Consider the following 15,372-nt stretch of genomic DNA (forward strand, 5'->3'; position numbering starts at 1 on the left):
CCCTCTTCGAACTGCGCAAGGGGTTTCTCAAAAAATATAAGACCCCGCACGCTGTCGCGTGCGGGGTCTTATATAGAAGCAACTCAACCGGTCAGCCAGCGCGCGCCTGGCGCGCGACGATCTCCATATAGTGATCGAGATCAGGCGTCACCTTGCCCTCTTCCTTTGCCGTATCGTCCCAGCGGCGCAGACGCAGCGCATCCTCCGCGAACGGGCGCTGCAGGAACGCCGCCGTCTCCTCCTCACTGAAGATGCCACCCTGCAGCGCGAGACTGCGCACCGAGTCCGGCGACAGGCTCTCGAAGTAGCCGGCGTCCGTGCGGCACAGGCAGCGCTTTGCGTCGACGTGCAGCCGGATCGGCTCCAGCACCGCGTCGGAAAACAGCGGACGCAGGAACGGCAGCACGTAATACTGGTGCAGATCGTCGATCCCGCGCGCACTCGGCGTCTCGCCCTGGCGATTCAGCAGATGCCCGAGATCGTGCAGGAACGCCGCCGCAACCAGCGCTTCATCAGCCCCCGCCTCTTCCGCCAGCAATCCGCTCTGCAATGCATGCTCGAGCTGCGTGACCGGTTCACCGCTATAGGCCACATGGCCATGCTCGCGATACAGCCCGTGGATATCTTCCACCGTCAATGCCATTCATTCACTCCCAAGGCAGCGAAAACGTCTTCAGGTTCGTGAAGCTTTTCATCGCCTCCTGAACGCCCTCCTTGTATCCGAGCCCCGAGTCCTTGATCCCGCCGAACGGCGACAGCTCGATCCTGTATCCGGGCACTTCCCATACATTCACCGTGCCGACGTTCAGCTCGTTCACGAACCGCACCACCGCCGCCGTGCTGTCCGTACAGACACCCGACGACAGCCCGAACGCCGTCCCGTTGCTGATCCGGATCGCGTCGTCGATCGTGTCGAACGCAATCACCGGCGATACCGGGCCGAAGGTCTCCTCGCGCACGATCGTCATCGACGGATCGACGTTGTCGAGCACGGTCGGCGCATACAGCGCGCCGCGCCGCACGTTGCCCGTCAACAGCCTCGCGCCCTGCGCGACCGCCTCCCCGACCCGCGCCTCGAACAGCCGCGCCGCGTCCTCGTCGATCACCGTGCCCATTTCGTTCGCGGGGTCGAACGGATCGCCGTACTTCCATGCGCGCGTCTTCTCGACGAGCAATTCGGTGAAGGCGGGCGCGATCGAGCGCTGCACCAGCATCCGCTTGACGGCCGTGCAGCGCTGACCCGAATTCCGGTACGACCCGAGCACCGCCAGCGACGCCGCGCGTTCGAGATCGGCATCGTCGAGGACGATCAACGGATCGTTGCCACCCAGTTCCAGCACGATGCGGCGGTAGCCGGCCCGCGCGGCAATCGCCTTGCCGATCGCCACGCCGCCCGTGAAGGTGATCAGCGACGCATGCGGGTGCGTGACAAGCTCGTCCGCGATCTCGCGCGGATCGCCGGTCAGCACCTGCAGCATCGGCTCCGGCAGACCGGCTTCAACCAGCAGGTCGGCCAGATAGAGCGCCGACAGCGGCACCTTTTCCGACGGCTTCACGATCACGCGGTTGTTGGTCGCGATCGCCGGCGCGATCTTGTGCGCCACCTGGTTCATCGGATGATTGAACGGCGTGATCGCGACGATCACGCCATCGAGCGGCTGCCGCTGCGAAAACACGCGGCGGGCCTTGCCATGAGGCGTCAGGTCACACGAGAAACTCTGCGCATCGTCGCGCAGCGCCTCGACCGCCGCGAACTTCAACACGTCGGCCACACGGCCAATCTCGTAGCGGGAGTCCTGTTTCGACAGCCCCGACTCGAGCGTGATCAGGTCGGACGCTCCCTCGGTACGCTCGCGCAACAGCGCAGCCGCGCGTTCGAGGATCTCCGAACGCTCGTAACGCGTGAGCGTCGGCCGGTACGCCATCGCGTAGTCGAATGCCGCGCGCACGTCGTCGACGCTCGCGAGCGGCACCGTACCGACGCGCGTGCCCGTGTAAGGGTCCATGACGTCGAGCGTGCGTTCGCGCGTCGCGCGCGTGCCGCACCAGCGCAGCGCCTCCGCGCGAAACGCCGGGTGATCGTGTCGGGGGTGAGCCATCATGTCGCGACCCGGTTCAGCACGAAATCGAACACGTCGAAATTGCGCGGGCGACGCGCAGGATCGACCGGCTCGATACGGCGATTGAACAGCAGCGGTACTTCCTGCTCCGACACGCCGCCATGCGAACGCAGCGGCACCGTGAGGCCCGACAGATCGTGTTCGCGCTCGCGCGTGCCGAGCGTCATGTCGCGGCGGCCGATCACGACGAGATCGCCGATCCGGTCGGCCGGCAGCTCGAAACGTGCCGCGGCTTCCGCGTTGTCGACCACGAGCTCGACGCCGTCGAGGCCGCCGACGCGCCACATCGCCTCGGCCCGGTCGACACCCGGCGCCAGATAGACCGTGGCAAACGAGCCGAGCGCGCCGTGGTGCACGACGTACGGATCCGTGATCGGCAGGATCACGCGCGCAGCCTGCGCGCCGTACCACCCGTCGAAGGCATCCTGCAGATAGATGACGTTCGGCCGGCCCGTCGCGGGATCGTGCTTCGCGTTCATCTCGTGGTCGGCCGTCAGCCCGATCGCCCAGCCGAGCGCGTCGAGCTGCGCGAGATAACCGTCCATCATCGCGTAGAACGCGTTCGCGCCGGCACTGCCCGGCGCGCACTTGTGCTGCACGTAATCGGTGGTCGACAGGTACATCAGGTCGACCTGGCGCGTCTGCGCAAGCCGCACGCCGGCCGCGAACACGAATTCGGACAGCGCCGCACTGTAGACGTCCGGCGACGGCAGGCCGACCCAGTCGAGCACGTCGACGATTCCGTTTTCGGCGAGATTCGCCTGCGCGGCCTTCTCGGCCGAAAAGCAGATGCCGTTCATCTGCCAGCCGAGCAGCCGGCGCAGCTTGTCCTTCGCCGTCACGACGGCCACCCGCGCACCGGCGTCGGACGCCGCCGCGAGCAACGTGCCGGCCCGCAGGTAGGCCGGGTCGTTCATCATGACTTCGGCGCCACGCCCGCCGTCGGCGGCCGGGTCCCAGAAATAGTTGCCGCAGATTCCGTGAACCGACGGCGGCACGCCGCAGACGATCGACAGGTTGTTCGGGTTGGTGAAGGTCGGCACGACGCAATCGGCGCGCCAGGCCGTGCCTTCCGCGATCATCCGGCCGATGAACGGCGCGACACCCGCTTCCACCGCCCGGTCGAGATAGTCGTACTCGCAGCCGTCGACGCAGACGACGACGGTCGGCTCGACCGGCAGCCGGTAGTGCCGGCCGTTGACGTCGACCGAGCGACCCGCAAGCGCCGTCGGGATACCGGCCGCCGACGCGTCGCCAGGTTGGCGCAATGCGAACGCGGCGTTCATGATGCCACCCGCTTGCCGCGCGGCACGCGCGCGGCGATCAGCAGCAGCGCCGCGAGCGACGCGCCCAGCATCAGCAGCGACAGCGCCGACGCCGGCAGGTAATACCCCCGCTCCACCTGGCCGATCACGACGATCGGCACGGTCGCGAAGCCGGGCGGATAAACCGTCAGCGTCGCACCGAGCTCGCCGAGCGACAGCGCGAAGCCGAGTGCGAGGCTCGCGCGCAGCGCCGGCACCAGCTGCGGCAGCAGCACGCGGCGCAGCACCATCGCGGGCGGCGCGCCGAGGCTCGCCGCCGCTTCGCGCAGCACGGTCAGCTCCGGACGCAGCGCCGCGGCCGCGCAGCGATAGCAGAACGGCAAGATCAGCGCGAGCTGCACGAGCACGACGATCGCCGCCGAGCTCGACAGGTCGACCGGTTTCTGGTGATACGCGATCAGCACCGCGAGCCCGAGCACGACGCTCGGCACGCCGTTCGGCACCATCACGAGGGCATCGACCACCGCGCCGAGGCCGCGCCGGTCGCGCCCTTCGAGCGCCAGCGCGAGCCACAGCCCGAGGACCGTGCCGACCGCCGACACGCCGAAGCCGATTTCGAGGCTCGTCAGCAGCGCGTCGTATTCCGGCGACCCGAGCCGCTCGAACCAGCGCAGGCTGTAACCGGCCGGCAAGATCGTGCCCGACCACTGCGTCGACACGCTCGACAGCGCGACGACGATGACCGGCAACACGAACAGCCAGAAGCACGCGAACGCGGCCAGCGCGAGCGCCGCGCGCGATGCATGCTTGAGCACCGTGTCGCCCCAGCCGATCTGGTGGCGCGGCACGCTCTGCCCGATACGGAATTCAGCGGACATCGTTCCCTCCCGTCGCGCGCCGGTTCACCCGGCGATAAACCGCATACAGCGCCAGCGACAGCGCGAGCATCACCACCGCGCCGGCCGACGCGGTCGGCAGGTCGAGATCGACGGTCGCGCTGCTGTAGATCGCGACCGGCAGCGTGACGAGCCGCGCGCTGCCGAGCACGAGCAGAATCCCGAATTCGTTCAGCGTCAGCAGGAAACACAGCACGGTGCCGGCGGCGATGCCCGGCCACGCGATCGGCAGCACGACGCGGCGGGCGAGCATCCAGCCGGACGCGCCGAGGCTGCGCGCGGCTTCGATCAGCCGCAAATCGAGCGTCGCGAACGATGCGAGCGTCGGCCGCACGACGAACGGCGTGTAGAACACGGTCTGCGCGAGAATCACGCCGCCGATGCCGAACAGGAAATCGAGCGGCGCATTTTCGAGATGAAACAGGTGCTGCAGCGCGATGCTGATCGAGCCTTGCGAGCCGTACAGGAAGATCAGCGTGAACGCGACGAGGAACGACGGAAACGCGACGTACAGCTCCAGGAAGCGCGTGACGAGCGACGCGCCCGGAAACGGCTTGAAGAACAGCAGTGCGGCCAGCAGCACACCGAGCACCGACGCGGTGCCGGCGCTCGCGAACAGCACGCCGAGCGTGGTCAGCAGCACGTTGCGGGTGTCGGGGTTGCCGAAGAACGTCCGGTACGCGGCGAAACTCAGCCCGTGGTCGCCCGACACGCTCAGCAGCACGAGCCGCACCAGCGGGTAGACGACGAGCGGGCCCAGCACGACGATCGCGAGCGCGGCGAGGTGCAGGTCACCCATGCGCTTGCGGCGCCGCGCGGCGGCGGCGTGCGCGGCGGCCGACGCGAGCACGTGCGGCGGCAGGCCGGCTTCAGGGCTCGATAAGGACGACATCGTCTGCCTCGCAATGCAGGGAAACGCGCGCACCGCGCTCGGGAGCCGCGCCGCGGCCGCGTTGCATCGTGACGCGCACGGGCTCGTCGGGCGCCGCATCGATCGTGACCGCGATCGACAGGTCCGCGCCCTGCCATTCGACGGACGACACCGTGCCGTGCAGCCCGCCCGCGGCGGGCGGCATCACGGTCAGGCGCTCGGGGCGCACGCACGCCACCTTGCCACGCACTTCATGGCGCGGATCGCCGAGCGGGAAGATCACGTGCGGCGGCAGCAGGTTCGCCGGGCCGAGATAACGCGCGACGTAGCCGTCCCGCGGCGCGTCGTACAGCTGCTGCGGCGTGCCGAGCTGCGCGATGTGGCCGTCGCGCATCAGCAGCGCGCGGTCGGACAGCACGAGCGCGTCGTCGCGGTCATGGGTCACGCAGACGACGGTCAGGTTCGGCAGGCGCTCGTGCAGCGCCTTCAGTTCGCTGCGCACCGACGCGCGCAGGTTGGCGTCGAGCGCCGACAGCGGCTCGTCGAGCAGCAGCACGTCCGGCTCGATCACGAGCGCGCGCGCCAGCGCGACGCGCTGCTGCATTCCGCCCGACAACTGCGCGGGCAGGTGATGGCCCGCATCGCCGAGTTGCACGAGCTTCAGCGCATCGGCGACACGGCGCGTCACTTCCGACGACGCCATGCCGCGCGCGCGCAGCCCGAAGGCGACGTTCTCGAACACCGAAAGGTGCGGGAACAGCGCGTAATTCTGGAACAGCAGACCGAGATTGCGCTTGTGCGGCGGCGCGTAGGTCAGGTCGCGTCCGGCAACGGTCAGCGTGCCGGTCAGGCCGTCGGCCTTCACGAACCCGGCGATGAAGCGCAGCAGCGTGGTCTTGCCGCAGCCGCTCTTGCCGAGCACGGTCAGAAATTCACCGGCACCGATCGACAGCGACAGATCTTCCAGCACCGTGCGTGCGCCGTAGCGCACGCTCAGGTGTTCGATCTGCACGCCGCCCGGCGCGCCGGACCGCAGCGTTGCTCGCGGTTCGGCGGCGCCGAATGCGCCGGGATGGGTCAGGGTGGTTTCCACCGGGTTCATCCTCTTGCTCACGAATACAGGCGGCGTGCGCCGATCACTTCGGCTTGACGACGTCGAGCTGCTTGCCCGAGCTGCCGATCACGTCCTTCTTCCAGCGCTCGATCCACACCGGCTTCTTCGCCATCACCTGGGTCCAGTCGACCGGGATCAGCTTCACGCCCGCGATCGCCTTCTTGACCGCTTCGCCGTTCTTGCCGGCCAGCGGCACGTCCGTGCGGCCCGGGATGCCGTACATGTCCGGCACCTTCGACTGCACTTCCGTCGACATCAGGTAGTCGATCAGCTTCTTGCCGGCGTCCTGGTTCGGGCCGCTCTTGATCAGGCCGATGCCGTACGGGAGCTGGAACGTGGTCGGCTGGTCGCCGTCCTTCGCGGCCAGGAAGGTCGGCTTGACGGACAGCGCGCCGTGTTCGGCATCGTCGAGGTCCATCTGCAGGTCGCCGTTCGCGACGCTGATCTCGTTACGCGACAGCAGCACGTTCAGGTAGCCCGTGCCCTTCGTGTGGAACTTCACGCTCTGCGACAGCTTCGCGAGGTAGTCGAACGCCTTGTCCTCGCCCATCAGCGACGTCGTCAGGATCAGCACGGCCATCCCGTCGCCGGCCGTGGCCGGGTTCGAGTACGCGACCTTGCCCGCATAGGCCGGCGACAGCAGGTCGGCGAACGTCTTCGGCTGGTTCTTCACGACGTCCGGGTTGATCGCGAACGAGAAGTAGTTGTTCACGAACGTCGCCCACGTGCCGTCTTCCGCCTTCGCGATCGCCGGCACGTTCTTGTAGTTCACGCTCTGGTACGCCTGCAGCAAGCCCATCTGGCCGGCTTGCTGAATGAAAGGCGGCAGCGTGACGATCACGTCGGCCTTCGGGGAATTCTTCTCGATGTTCGCGCGGTTGACGACTTCGCCGCTGCCCGCCGTCACGATGTTGACCTTGACGCCTTCCTTCTTCTCGAACGCCGGCAGCACATCGCGATAGAGGTTCTCGAGACCGTCCGCCGTGTACAGCACGACCGCGCTCGCCGCATGCACGGGCAACGCGGCGCCCAGCAGACCGGCGACGGTGGCGGCCAGTGCAAGCTTGCGGAACGCGCCGGCAGCGGCGCGCGAGGAATTCTGCAGTGTCATCTCACTTCTCCGTAGGCGGAACACCAAATGGCCGGGGCACGATCCGGCTCTCCTGTTATCTCCGGGCAGGCCGATCAACGGCCTGCCTCGCCGCCGCGCCGAGGTCGGGTTTCTCGCGGCAAGCGAAGGATCACAGCGTTCGATGACAAACCCGTGACGAATGCCACAATTTCCAAAAAATGACACATTTTGCCAATATCATGCAAGTCATTCAGAAATGCCGCCCGGCGTTTCTTTCGACCTTTGCAAGGAAAAACCATGTCCGATCCGATTCTTCTTACGCCCGGCCCGCTCACCACGTCCGCCACAACCCGCCACGCAATGCAACATGACTGGGGCTCGTGGGATGCCGCTTTCAATCAACTGACGGCCAGCGTCTGCGCGGACCTCGTCGCCATTGCGCATGGCGGCGACGAGTACGTGTGCGTACCGATGCAGGGCAGCGGCACGTTCTCGGTCGAAGCCGCGCTCGGTACGCTGGTGCCGCGCGACGGCGTTGTGCTGGTGCCCGACAACGGCGCGTATTGCGCGCGCATCCTGAAGATCCTGGGCCGGCTCGGAATCGAAGCGATCGCTTTGCCGTTCGGCGAGGATGCGGCCGTCGATCCGGCCGCGATCGAAGCCGCATTCGCGCGCGAGCCGCGCATCACGCACGTCGCGCAGGTGCATCTGGAGACGAGCGCCGGCATCCTGAACCCGCTCGACGACATCGCCGCCGTGTGCCGACGCCACGGCAAGCGGCTGATCGTCGACGCGATGAGCTCGTTCGGCGCGCTGCCGATCGCGCTGGCGGGCAGCGGCATCGATGCGCTGATCTCGGCAAGCGGCAAATGTCTCGAAGGCGTGCCGGGGATGGGGTTCGCGATCGTGCGGCGCGATGCGCTCGAAGCCGGCGAAGGCAATTCGCCGTCGCTCGCGCTCGATCTCCACGATCAGTACGCATACCTGCGCAAGACGGGCCAGTGGCGCTTCACGCCGCCGACGCACGTGATCGCCGCGCTGCGCGCCGCGCTCGACCAGTATCTCGCCGAAGGCGGCCAGCCGGCGCGCGGTGCGCGCTACGCGGACAACTGCCGGACGCTGGTCGAATCGATGCGCGCGCTCGGCTTCGCGCCGTTCCTCGATGAGAACGTGCAGGCGCCGGTGATCGTCACGTTCCACGCGCCCGACCACCCGGCCTACGATTTCCGCCGCTTCTACGACGCCGTGCGCGATGCCGGCTTCATCCTGTATCCGGGCAAGCTCACGCAGCTCGAGACGTTCCGCGTCGGCTGCATCGGTGCGATCGATGCCAACGATATCCGGCGCGCGGTCGCGGCGATCGCGCAGGCGGTCGAATCGCTCGGTATCGCGGTGCAGCACGCATAAGGGTGCACGCAACGCGTCGCGCCAACAAACAAGCCCGGCGGCCAACCGGCCGCCGGGCGAACGCACAGGATGCGCGTGGAGGCGATGCTTACAGCTCGATCCGCTTGATGTCGCCGACGACGAAGATGTAAGACAGCGCACCGATCAGCGCGATCACGCCGATGAACACGAGCGCGCCGACGAACGAGCCGGTCGACGCGACGATGAAGCCGACCACGAGCGGCGTGATGATGCCGGCGAGGTTCGCCGCGAAGTTGAAGATGCCGCCCGTCACGCCGAGCAGGCCGTCCGGCGCGATGTCCGATACGAGGGTCCAGCCGAGTGCGGCCATCCCTTGCGCGAAGAACGCGACCGACATGATCGCGATCACGGCCTCGTTGCTCTGCACGTAGTTCGCGAGAATGATCGTCGACGCGAGCAGCAGGCCCGCGATGATCGGCAGCTTGCGCGCGAGGTTCGCGGACTTGCCGCGACGCAGCAGCCAGTCGGAGAAGATCCCGCCGAACATCACGCCGACCGATGCGGCAATGAACGGCATCACCGCGAAGAAGCCGATCTTCAGCCAGCCCATGTGGCGCTCGGTGGCGAGGTAGGTCGGGAACCAGGTCAGGAAGAACACCAGCGTCGAGTTGCCGGCGAACTGGCCGAGGCAGATGCCCGCGAGCTGGCGCTTCTTCAGCAGCTTGCCGGCCATCGCCCAGCTGAACTTCTTCTGCGCGCCCTTGGCGCCCTTGTCGCCGTCCTTGCGTGCACCGTGCACGAGACCGCCGCCCGCCTCGATATACGCAAGCTCCTCAGAGTTGGCGCCCGGATGGTTGCGCGGCTCATGATAGAACTTCCACCAGACCAGGCCGAACGCGATGCCGATCGCGCCGACGACCCAGAACAGCGAGCGCCAGCCGAACGCGCCCATCAGCGCGAACAGCACCGGGCTGAAGAACGCGAGGCCGATGTACTCGCCGACCGTATACGTACCGGTCGCCATCGCGCGCTCGTTCTGCGGGAACCACGTCGCGACGACCCGGCTGTTGGTCGGGAAGCACGGCGCCTCCGTCACGCCGAGCCCGAGCCGGCACGCGAACAGCGTCGCGACGCCCGGCACGAAGCCCTGCAGGAACGTGCACAGCGACCACAGCGTCATCGACCAGTAATAGGTGATCTTGCTGCCGAAGCGGTCGAGGAACAGGCCGCCGGGCACCTGCATCGCGACGTACGTCCACGAAAACGCGGAGAACATGATGCCCATCACGGCCGCATTGATGCCGAGCTCCTTGGTGAGCTGCGGTGCAGCCACCCCCAGCACGGTGCGGTCGAGATAGTTGATCATCGTGCCGATGGCGAGCAACGCGAGAATCTTGTAGCGCGCCGAGGTGCGCCGGACCGTGCCGGCCGCCGCGGACGCGGCGTTCGAGTGGGTGGTGTGCTGCATGGTTGTCTCCTGATCTCTTTTTTCAGCTAGTCGGTAGAAGGGTCAGCGTGCGACCAGCGACTGAAAGTGTTCGAACATTCGTTCGTCGTCCGGCGTGCGTCCGGTGAAGATCTCGAACGCATCGACGGCCTGGTACACGGCCATCCCGCCTCCCGGCAGCGTCGCGCAGCCGGCCGCGCGCGCGGCGCGGACCAGTTCGGTTTCGAGCGGGAAATACACGATGTCGGCCACCCACATGCCCGCGCGGAGCAGTTCGGCCGGCAGCGGCAGGCCCGGATGCTTGGCCATGCCTGTCGGCGTCGCGTGGATCAGGCCCGTCGCGGCGCGCATCGCGTCCGCGAGATCGCCGCCCTGTACAACGCGTGCCGCAGGGAAGCGTTGCTGCAGCTCAGCCGCGAGATCGGCGGCGCGCGTGCCGTCGACATCGAAAATCGTCAGTTCGGCCGCGCCCATCTGCAGCGCGGCGTGCGCCACGGCCGCGCCCGCGCCGCCCGCGCCGAGCTGGACGACGCGTTCGAGCGACGCGTCGGGCAACCCACGGCGGAACGATTTCGCGAAGCCCGACCAGTCGGTGTTGTGGCCGATCCGCTTGCCGTCCTTGAACAACACGGTGTTCACCGCGCCGAGCGCACGCGCATCGTCCGACAGCGCGTCGAGGTGCTCGATCACGCGCTGCTTGCACGGGTGCGTGATGTTCAGGCCGTTGTAGCCCATCCGCTGCGCTGCATCGAGCAGCTGCGGCAGTGCGTCGACGGTCACGCCGAGCACGTCGAGGTCGATCCGACGGTAGACATAGCCGAACCCCTGGCGGAAACCTTCTTCCTCGTGCATCGCCGGCGACAGCGAACCGCCGATGCCCTGGCCGATCAGGCCGATCAGAAACGACGGGCGGCTCATCGCGCGGCTCCCTGCGCGAACAGCGTCGCCAGACGCTGCAGCGCGAACACGTAGCCTTCGGTGCCACAGCCGCAGATCACGGCTTCGGCAACCGCCGACACATAGGAATGGTGGCGGAACGCCTCGCGGCGATGCACGTTCGAGATATGAACTTCGATCACCGGCTTCGCGATCGCGGAAAGCGCGTCGGCCAGCGCCACCGACGTATGCGTATAGGCAGCCGGGTTGATCACGATGCCGTGCGTATCGTGACGCGCGGCGTGCAGCCAGTCGATCAACTGGTGCTCGGCGTTCGACTGGCGGAAGTCGATTTCCAGCCCGAGCGCTTCAGCGGCCGTTCGGCAGCGCTGCTCGACGTCGGCGAGCGTTTCCGCGCCGTAGATATGGGGCTCGCGCGTCCCCAGCAGATTCAGGTTCGGGCCGTTCAGCACCAGCACCTTGGGCTTGCTCATGGTGTTTCTGCTCCTAAAACGGGGGCGCATCGCTAGCCGACTTCGCCCCCTGACGTCAAGATTTGGCGCTAGTGTGCGCTTGCGAAAGCGCAATGTCTTTTCGGGTTTTCGCTAATTTGTACCACCTAGTTAGTTTGTACAATACGCATCACTTACCCAGTAAATTCGGGATATGGCGTTCGTCGTTAATTCAACGACTGGTTCATTCAGGGTCGATTCGACCGGCGCCGTGCCCCGCTCATCCGCAGGATTCGCCCATGCAGCGCTCGATCGCCACCGTGTCACTGTCCGGCACGCTCGCCGGGAAGCTCGCCGCCATCAAGGCCGCCGGCTTCGACGGCGTCGAAATCTTCGAAAACGACCTCGTCTACTTCGACGGATCGCCGGCCGACGTCCGGCGCATGGCCGCCGATCTCGGCCTCGACATCGTGCTGTTCCAGCCGTTTCGTGACTTCGAGGGCGTGAGCGCAGCCCAGCTCGCCCGCAACCTCGACCGCATCAAGCGCAAGTTCGACGTGATGCACGCGCTCGGCACCGACCGCATCCTGGTGTGCAGCAACGTGTCGGCCGACACGATCGCCGACGACGGGCTGCTCGTCGACCAGCTCGGCGCGCTCGCGGAAGCCGCGCGGCAAGCCGGCGTGGTCGCCGCGTACGAAGCGCTCGCGTGGGGCCGAGTCGTGAAGCGGTACGGCCATGCGTGGCAACTCGTGAATGCCGTGAACAGCCCGCACCTCGGCCTTGCGCTCGACAGCTTCCATACGCTGTCGCTCGACGATTCTCCGGACGCGATCGCCGACATCCCCGGCGACCGGATCGCGTTCGTGCAGATCGCCGATGCGCCGAAGCTCGCGATGGACGTACTCGAATGGAGCCGCCATTTCCGCTCGTTCCCGGGCCAGGGCGACTTCGACCTCGCGCGCTTCACCGCGCGCGTGATCGAATCGGGCTACACGGGGCCGCTGTCGCTCGAGATCTTCAACGACGGCTTCCGCGCGGCGCCGACCGCGATCACGGCCGCCGACGGCCATCGCTCGCTGCTCTACCTGGAAGAACTGACACGCGAGCGGCTCGCCCGGGACGGCCGCGCGCCGGCCGCCAGCCAGCCGCTGTTCGCGCCGCCGGCGCCGCCCGCGCACGTCGGGTTCCAGTTCATCGAATTCGCGGTCGACGCACAGGCCGCGGCAACCGTCGGCGAATGGCTCGGCCGGATGCGCTTCCGGCTCGCGGGCCGGCATCGGTCGAAGGACGTGACGCTGTTCCAGCACGGCGCCGCGTCGATCGTGCTGAACGCGGAGCGCGACTCGTTCGCCGATGCGTTCTTCCAGCAGCATGGGCTGTCACTGTGTGCTTCGGCATTCCGCGTCGACGACGCGAAAGTGGCATTCGAACGCGCGGCCGGTTTCGGCTATGCGCCGTTCTCCGGCCGCGTCGGGCCGAACGAACGCGTGCTGCCGAGCGTGCAGGCACCGGACGGCAGCCTCGAGTATTTCGTCGACGAAGCGCCGAACGCGCCGACGCTGTATGAGTCGGACTTCGTGCTGACCGACATCGACGGCCCGAGCGAGGTCGGCCCGCTGACGGGCATCGATCACGTGTGCCTGGCGCTGCCGGCCGACGCGCTCGATACGTGGATCCTGTTCTTCAAGACGGCCTTCGGCTTCGAGGCCGAGCGCAGCTGGCTCGTGCCCGACCCGTACGGGCTGATGCGCAGCCGCGCGGTGCGCAGCGCCGACGGCTCGGTGCGGATCGCGCTGAACGCGTCGGTCGACCGGCACACGGCGGTCGCCGAATCGCTCGACCGCTATCACGGCACGGGGCTGAACCACGTCGCGTTCCGCACGGACGACATCGTGAAGACGATCGCCGCGTTCGCGGCCGACGGCATTCCGTTCCTGCGCATTCCGCCGAACTACTACGACGATCTCGCCGCACGCTACGCGCTGCCGGACGAGTTGATCGACACGCTGAGCACGCATCACCTGCTGTACGACCGCGACGAGCACGGCGGCGAATTCCTGCACGCGTATACAGAACTGGTCGACAACCGCTTCTCGCTCGAGATCGTCGAGCGGCGCGGCGGATACGACGGCTACGGGGCGGCAAACGCGGCCGTGCGCCTGGCCGCGCAGGCACAGCACAGGAAATAAGAGAAAGAGACGAACCTGAATTTCGGGGCCGAATCACATTCGCGCCCCGCGGCTGGCTCAAAGGGCCGCATCCCGCACGCACCATCGTGGTGAATCGCGCGGCAACGCACCCGCCCGCGCGGCTTGCCGCGATCGGGCCGGGAACCGCGCTCCTTCTGGCGTTACATCCGGTAACCTGTACCGCAGCGCAGCATCCGGTCCTCGGCCACGGTTTTAAGAATCGCTTAAGTCTTCGACGGCACCATCCGCAACCAGTACCCGATAGTTATCTCGAAAAGGAGGAAAGCGATGAGCGCCGTAGAAGCACCCGCGGGCCGCCCGGCCGCGCCCCCTGCAAAGAAGACGATGCTGCGCCGCGTGCTCAGTCATCATGAAATCGCGACGCTGCTCGTGTTGTTGCACGCACCGATCGGCGCGAATGCCAAACCCGAACTGCCTGCGCTGCAGGAAGCCGGCCTCGTCGAGATGGTCAAGCTCGACGCCGATACGGCCCCCAGCTTCCGGCTGACCGAAAACGGCACCGCCGTCCTGAAAGGGCTCGGCTACCGCTGAGCCGCGGTTTTCACCGCTTCACCGCTTCCCCTCTCCCCCTTTTCCCGCATCGCCCCGATCCCTGCGACTCGCCGGCCCTTTCGGCGCGTCGCGTCACCCCGCCCGCTCCTGCAGCATCAACCGGTATTCCGTCGGCGTCACGCCGACCGTCGCCTTGAACTGTCGCGTGAACGCGCTGTGATCCGTATAGCCGCATAGCGCCGCGACGTCGGTCACCTTGTCGTGCGTGACGAGCAGCGCGGTGGCCGCATCCAGCCGCGTCTTCAGCAGCACCTGGCGCGGCGTCAGGTGGAACACCTTGTGGAAGTAGCGTTCGAGCTGCGCGACCGACATCCCGGCCATCTGCGCAAGCTGCTTCAGGTTCAGCGGCTGTACGTAGTGATCCTGGATGTGCTGGACCACGTCGGCGAGCCGGCTGTACGCCGGGTGCGATCCCTCGTGCGCCTTCAGGTCGCGCGAGATGCCCGCGAGGCCGACCACCCTGCCTGCGGCATCGCGCAGCGGCTCCTTGCAGGTCAGGCACCAGCCCGGCTGGCGGCCCGGATACAGGTGCAGCTCGAGCTGGTCCATCAGTTGCTGGCCCGCGTTGATCGTCGCCATGTCCTGCTCGAAATAGCTGCGGCCGAAGCGGCGCGGAAACACTTCGTCGGCCGTCTTGCCGAGCAGGTCACGCTTGTCCTTGTAGCCGCAGCGCATCGCCAGCGTGCGGTTGACGAGCGCGTAGCGGCCGTTCGCGTCCTTCACGAAGAACGCGACGTCCGGCAGCGCATCGAATACCGGTTCGAGCAGGCGGAAGTGCGCGAGCATCGCGCCGAGATCGGCGTTGTCTGGCTGGTGGCGCAACGTATCGGACAGGCTCATGGGCGGTACGGCTGGCAAGGTCGTCATCCGGGCAACCGCAAGGCGAGTGGCAGATGGCGTCGATTATAGAAGCGCCCCTCCGATCGCGTCGCGCCGATCGCAAGGGCGGGCAAGTTGGCGGCAGCCGTCACGTCGCGCCGTCGGCCGACCGGCTTCGACACGCCACATACGTTGCGTGCACAACCACCGCGCCGCGCATGCGACGGCCGGCCGGGAATCCGCTTATGCCAACGCCGCAGCCATGCATGCACCCGCGCCAACATGCCATGAGCGCACGGGCTTGCCG

Annotated in this window: 14 protein-coding genes; 3 read left to right on the forward strand and 11 right to left on the reverse strand. The window is 67.2% G+C overall.

Annotated features, from left to right (window positions below; genetic code table 11):
• Positions 1-91: 91 nt before the first annotated feature.
• From AB3K92_RS05800 to phnS, 7 genes are read right to left on the reverse strand one after another with little or no spacing between them, the layout of a single operon-like run.
• On the reverse strand, positions 92-643 hold the full coding sequence (locus AB3K92_RS05800) for a phosphonate degradation HD-domain oxygenase (RefSeq protein ID WP_021159321.1): 552 nt from the start codon (positions 641-643) through the stop codon (positions 92-94).
• Between the two features lie 4 nt (positions 644-647).
• A complete protein-coding gene (gene phnY / locus AB3K92_RS05805) occupies positions 648-2,102 on the reverse strand; it encodes a phosphonoacetaldehyde dehydrogenase (RefSeq protein ID WP_369464649.1) in 1,455 nt (484 codons plus the stop codon).
• Complete coding sequence (gene phnA, locus AB3K92_RS05810) at positions 2,099-3,406, reverse strand: phosphonoacetate hydrolase (RefSeq protein ID WP_369464650.1); 1,308 nt, start codon at positions 3,404-3,406, stop codon at positions 2,099-2,101. Before phnA ends, phnY begins: the two co-directional genes overlap by 4 nt.
• On the reverse strand, positions 3,403-4,263 hold the full coding sequence (phnV, locus tag AB3K92_RS05815) for a 2-aminoethylphosphonate ABC transport system, membrane component PhnV (RefSeq protein WP_048020825.1): 861 nt from the start codon (positions 4,261-4,263) through the stop codon (positions 3,403-3,405). Before phnV ends, phnA begins: the two co-directional genes overlap by 4 nt.
• A complete protein-coding gene (locus AB3K92_RS05820; RefSeq protein WP_021159317.1) occupies positions 4,253-5,173 on the reverse strand; it encodes a 2-aminoethylphosphonate ABC transporter permease subunit in 921 nt (306 codons plus the stop codon). Before AB3K92_RS05820 ends, phnV begins: the two co-directional genes overlap by 11 nt.
• A complete protein-coding gene (phnT, locus tag AB3K92_RS05825) occupies positions 5,151-6,254 on the reverse strand; it encodes a 2-aminoethylphosphonate ABC transport system ATP-binding subunit PhnT (protein WP_042974920.1) in 1,104 nt (367 codons plus the stop codon). The genes AB3K92_RS05820 and phnT overlap by 23 nt, the downstream gene beginning before the upstream one ends.
• A gap of 34 nt (positions 6,255-6,288) precedes the next feature.
• On the reverse strand, positions 6,289-7,377 hold the full coding sequence (gene phnS, locus AB3K92_RS05830; RefSeq protein WP_369464651.1) for a 2-aminoethylphosphonate ABC transporter substrate-binding protein: 1,089 nt from the start codon (positions 7,375-7,377) through the stop codon (positions 6,289-6,291).
• 258 nt (positions 7,378-7,635) lie between these two features.
• Here phnS and AB3K92_RS05835 point away from each other — a divergent pair, with 258 nt between their 5' ends.
• Positions 7,636-8,745, forward strand: a complete 1,110-nt coding sequence (locus tag AB3K92_RS05835; protein WP_059496430.1) for a 2-aminoethylphosphonate--pyruvate transaminase — start codon at positions 7,636-7,638, stop codon at positions 8,743-8,745.
• An 88-nt stretch (positions 8,746-8,833) separates the two neighbouring features.
• Here the strand turns inward: AB3K92_RS05835 and AB3K92_RS05840 are convergent, their stop codons facing one another.
• From AB3K92_RS05840 to aroQ, 3 genes are read right to left on the reverse strand one after another with little or no spacing between them, the layout of a single operon-like run.
• Positions 8,834-10,174 (reverse strand): MFS transporter, encoded by a 1,341-nt coding sequence (locus AB3K92_RS05840; protein ID WP_059496428.1) that lies wholly within the window; start codon positions 10,172-10,174, stop codon positions 8,834-8,836.
• Positions 10,175-10,216: 42 nt separating this feature from the next.
• Positions 10,217-11,071, reverse strand: a complete 855-nt coding sequence (locus AB3K92_RS05845; protein ID WP_048020812.1) for a shikimate dehydrogenase — start codon at positions 11,069-11,071, stop codon at positions 10,217-10,219.
• The gene (gene aroQ / locus AB3K92_RS05850; protein ID WP_021159313.1) at positions 11,068-11,523 is read right to left on the reverse strand and encodes a type II 3-dehydroquinate dehydratase; all 456 of its coding nucleotides are present in this window, start codon (positions 11,521-11,523) and stop codon (positions 11,068-11,070) included. Before aroQ ends, AB3K92_RS05845 begins: the two co-directional genes overlap by 4 nt.
• 257 nt (positions 11,524-11,780) lie before the next feature.
• On the opposite strand from aroQ, the gene AB3K92_RS05855 reads away from it, so the two are divergent.
• The gene (locus AB3K92_RS05855) at positions 11,781-13,673 is read left to right on the forward strand and encodes a bifunctional sugar phosphate isomerase/epimerase/4-hydroxyphenylpyruvate dioxygenase family protein (RefSeq protein ID WP_021159312.1); all 1,893 of its coding nucleotides are present in this window, start codon (positions 11,781-11,783) and stop codon (positions 13,671-13,673) included.
• A 288-nt stretch (positions 13,674-13,961) separates the two neighbouring features.
• On the forward strand, positions 13,962-14,225 hold the full coding sequence (locus tag AB3K92_RS05860; RefSeq protein WP_369464652.1) for a hypothetical protein: 264 nt from the start codon (positions 13,962-13,964) through the stop codon (positions 14,223-14,225).
• Positions 14,226-14,318: 93 nt separating this feature from the next.
• Here the strand turns inward: AB3K92_RS05860 and AB3K92_RS05865 are convergent, their stop codons facing one another.
• Complete coding sequence (locus tag AB3K92_RS05865) at positions 14,319-15,113, reverse strand: AraC family transcriptional regulator (RefSeq protein WP_021159310.1); 795 nt, start codon at positions 15,111-15,113, stop codon at positions 14,319-14,321.
• Positions 15,114-15,372: the final 259 nt, after the last annotated feature.

The organism is Burkholderia sp. Bmkn7 (assembly GCF_041103175.1).
GTDB lineage: Bacteria > Pseudomonadota > Gammaproteobacteria > Burkholderiales > Burkholderiaceae > Burkholderia > Burkholderia cepacia.

Coding starts and splice junctions, on each gene's coding strand:
- AB3K92_RS05840 (WP_059496428.1), bottom strand. CDS start 10,174: ATGCAGCACACCACCCACTCGAACGCCGCGTCCGCGGCGGCCGGCACG.
- phnT (WP_042974920.1), bottom strand. CDS start 6,254: ATGAACCCGGTGGAAACCACCCTGACCCATCCCGGCGCATTCGGCGCC.
- phnV (WP_048020825.1), bottom strand. CDS start 4,263: ATGTCCGCTGAATTCCGTATCGGGCAGAGCGTGCCGCGCCACCAGATC.
- phnS (WP_369464651.1), bottom strand. CDS start 7,377: ATGACACTGCAGAATTCCTCGCGCGCCGCTGCCGGCGCGTTCCGCAAG.
- aroQ (WP_021159313.1), bottom strand. CDS start 11,523: ATGAGCAAGCCCAAGGTGCTGGTGCTGAACGGCCCGAACCTGAATCTG.
- AB3K92_RS05860 (WP_369464652.1), top strand. CDS start 13,962: ATGAGCGCCGTAGAAGCACCCGCGGGCCGCCCGGCCGCGCCCCCTGCA.
- AB3K92_RS05820 (WP_021159317.1), bottom strand. CDS start 5,173: ATGTCGTCCTTATCGAGCCCTGAAGCCGGCCTGCCGCCGCACGTGCTC.
- AB3K92_RS05845 (WP_048020812.1), bottom strand. CDS start 11,071: ATGAGCCGCCCGTCGTTTCTGATCGGCCTGATCGGCCAGGGCATCGGC.
- AB3K92_RS05835 (WP_059496430.1), top strand. CDS start 7,636: ATGTCCGATCCGATTCTTCTTACGCCCGGCCCGCTCACCACGTCCGCC.
- AB3K92_RS05800 (WP_021159321.1), bottom strand. CDS start 643: ATGGCATTGACGGTGGAAGATATCCACGGGCTGTATCGCGAGCATGGC.
- AB3K92_RS05865 (WP_021159310.1), bottom strand. CDS start 15,113: ATGACGACCTTGCCAGCCGTACCGCCCATGAGCCTGTCCGATACGTTG.
- AB3K92_RS05855 (WP_021159312.1), top strand. CDS start 11,781: ATGCAGCGCTCGATCGCCACCGTGTCACTGTCCGGCACGCTCGCCGGG.
- phnA (WP_369464650.1), bottom strand. CDS start 3,406: ATGAACGCCGCGTTCGCATTGCGCCAACCTGGCGACGCGTCGGCGGCC.
- phnY (WP_369464649.1), bottom strand. CDS start 2,102: ATGATGGCTCACCCCCGACACGATCACCCGGCGTTTCGCGCGGAGGCG.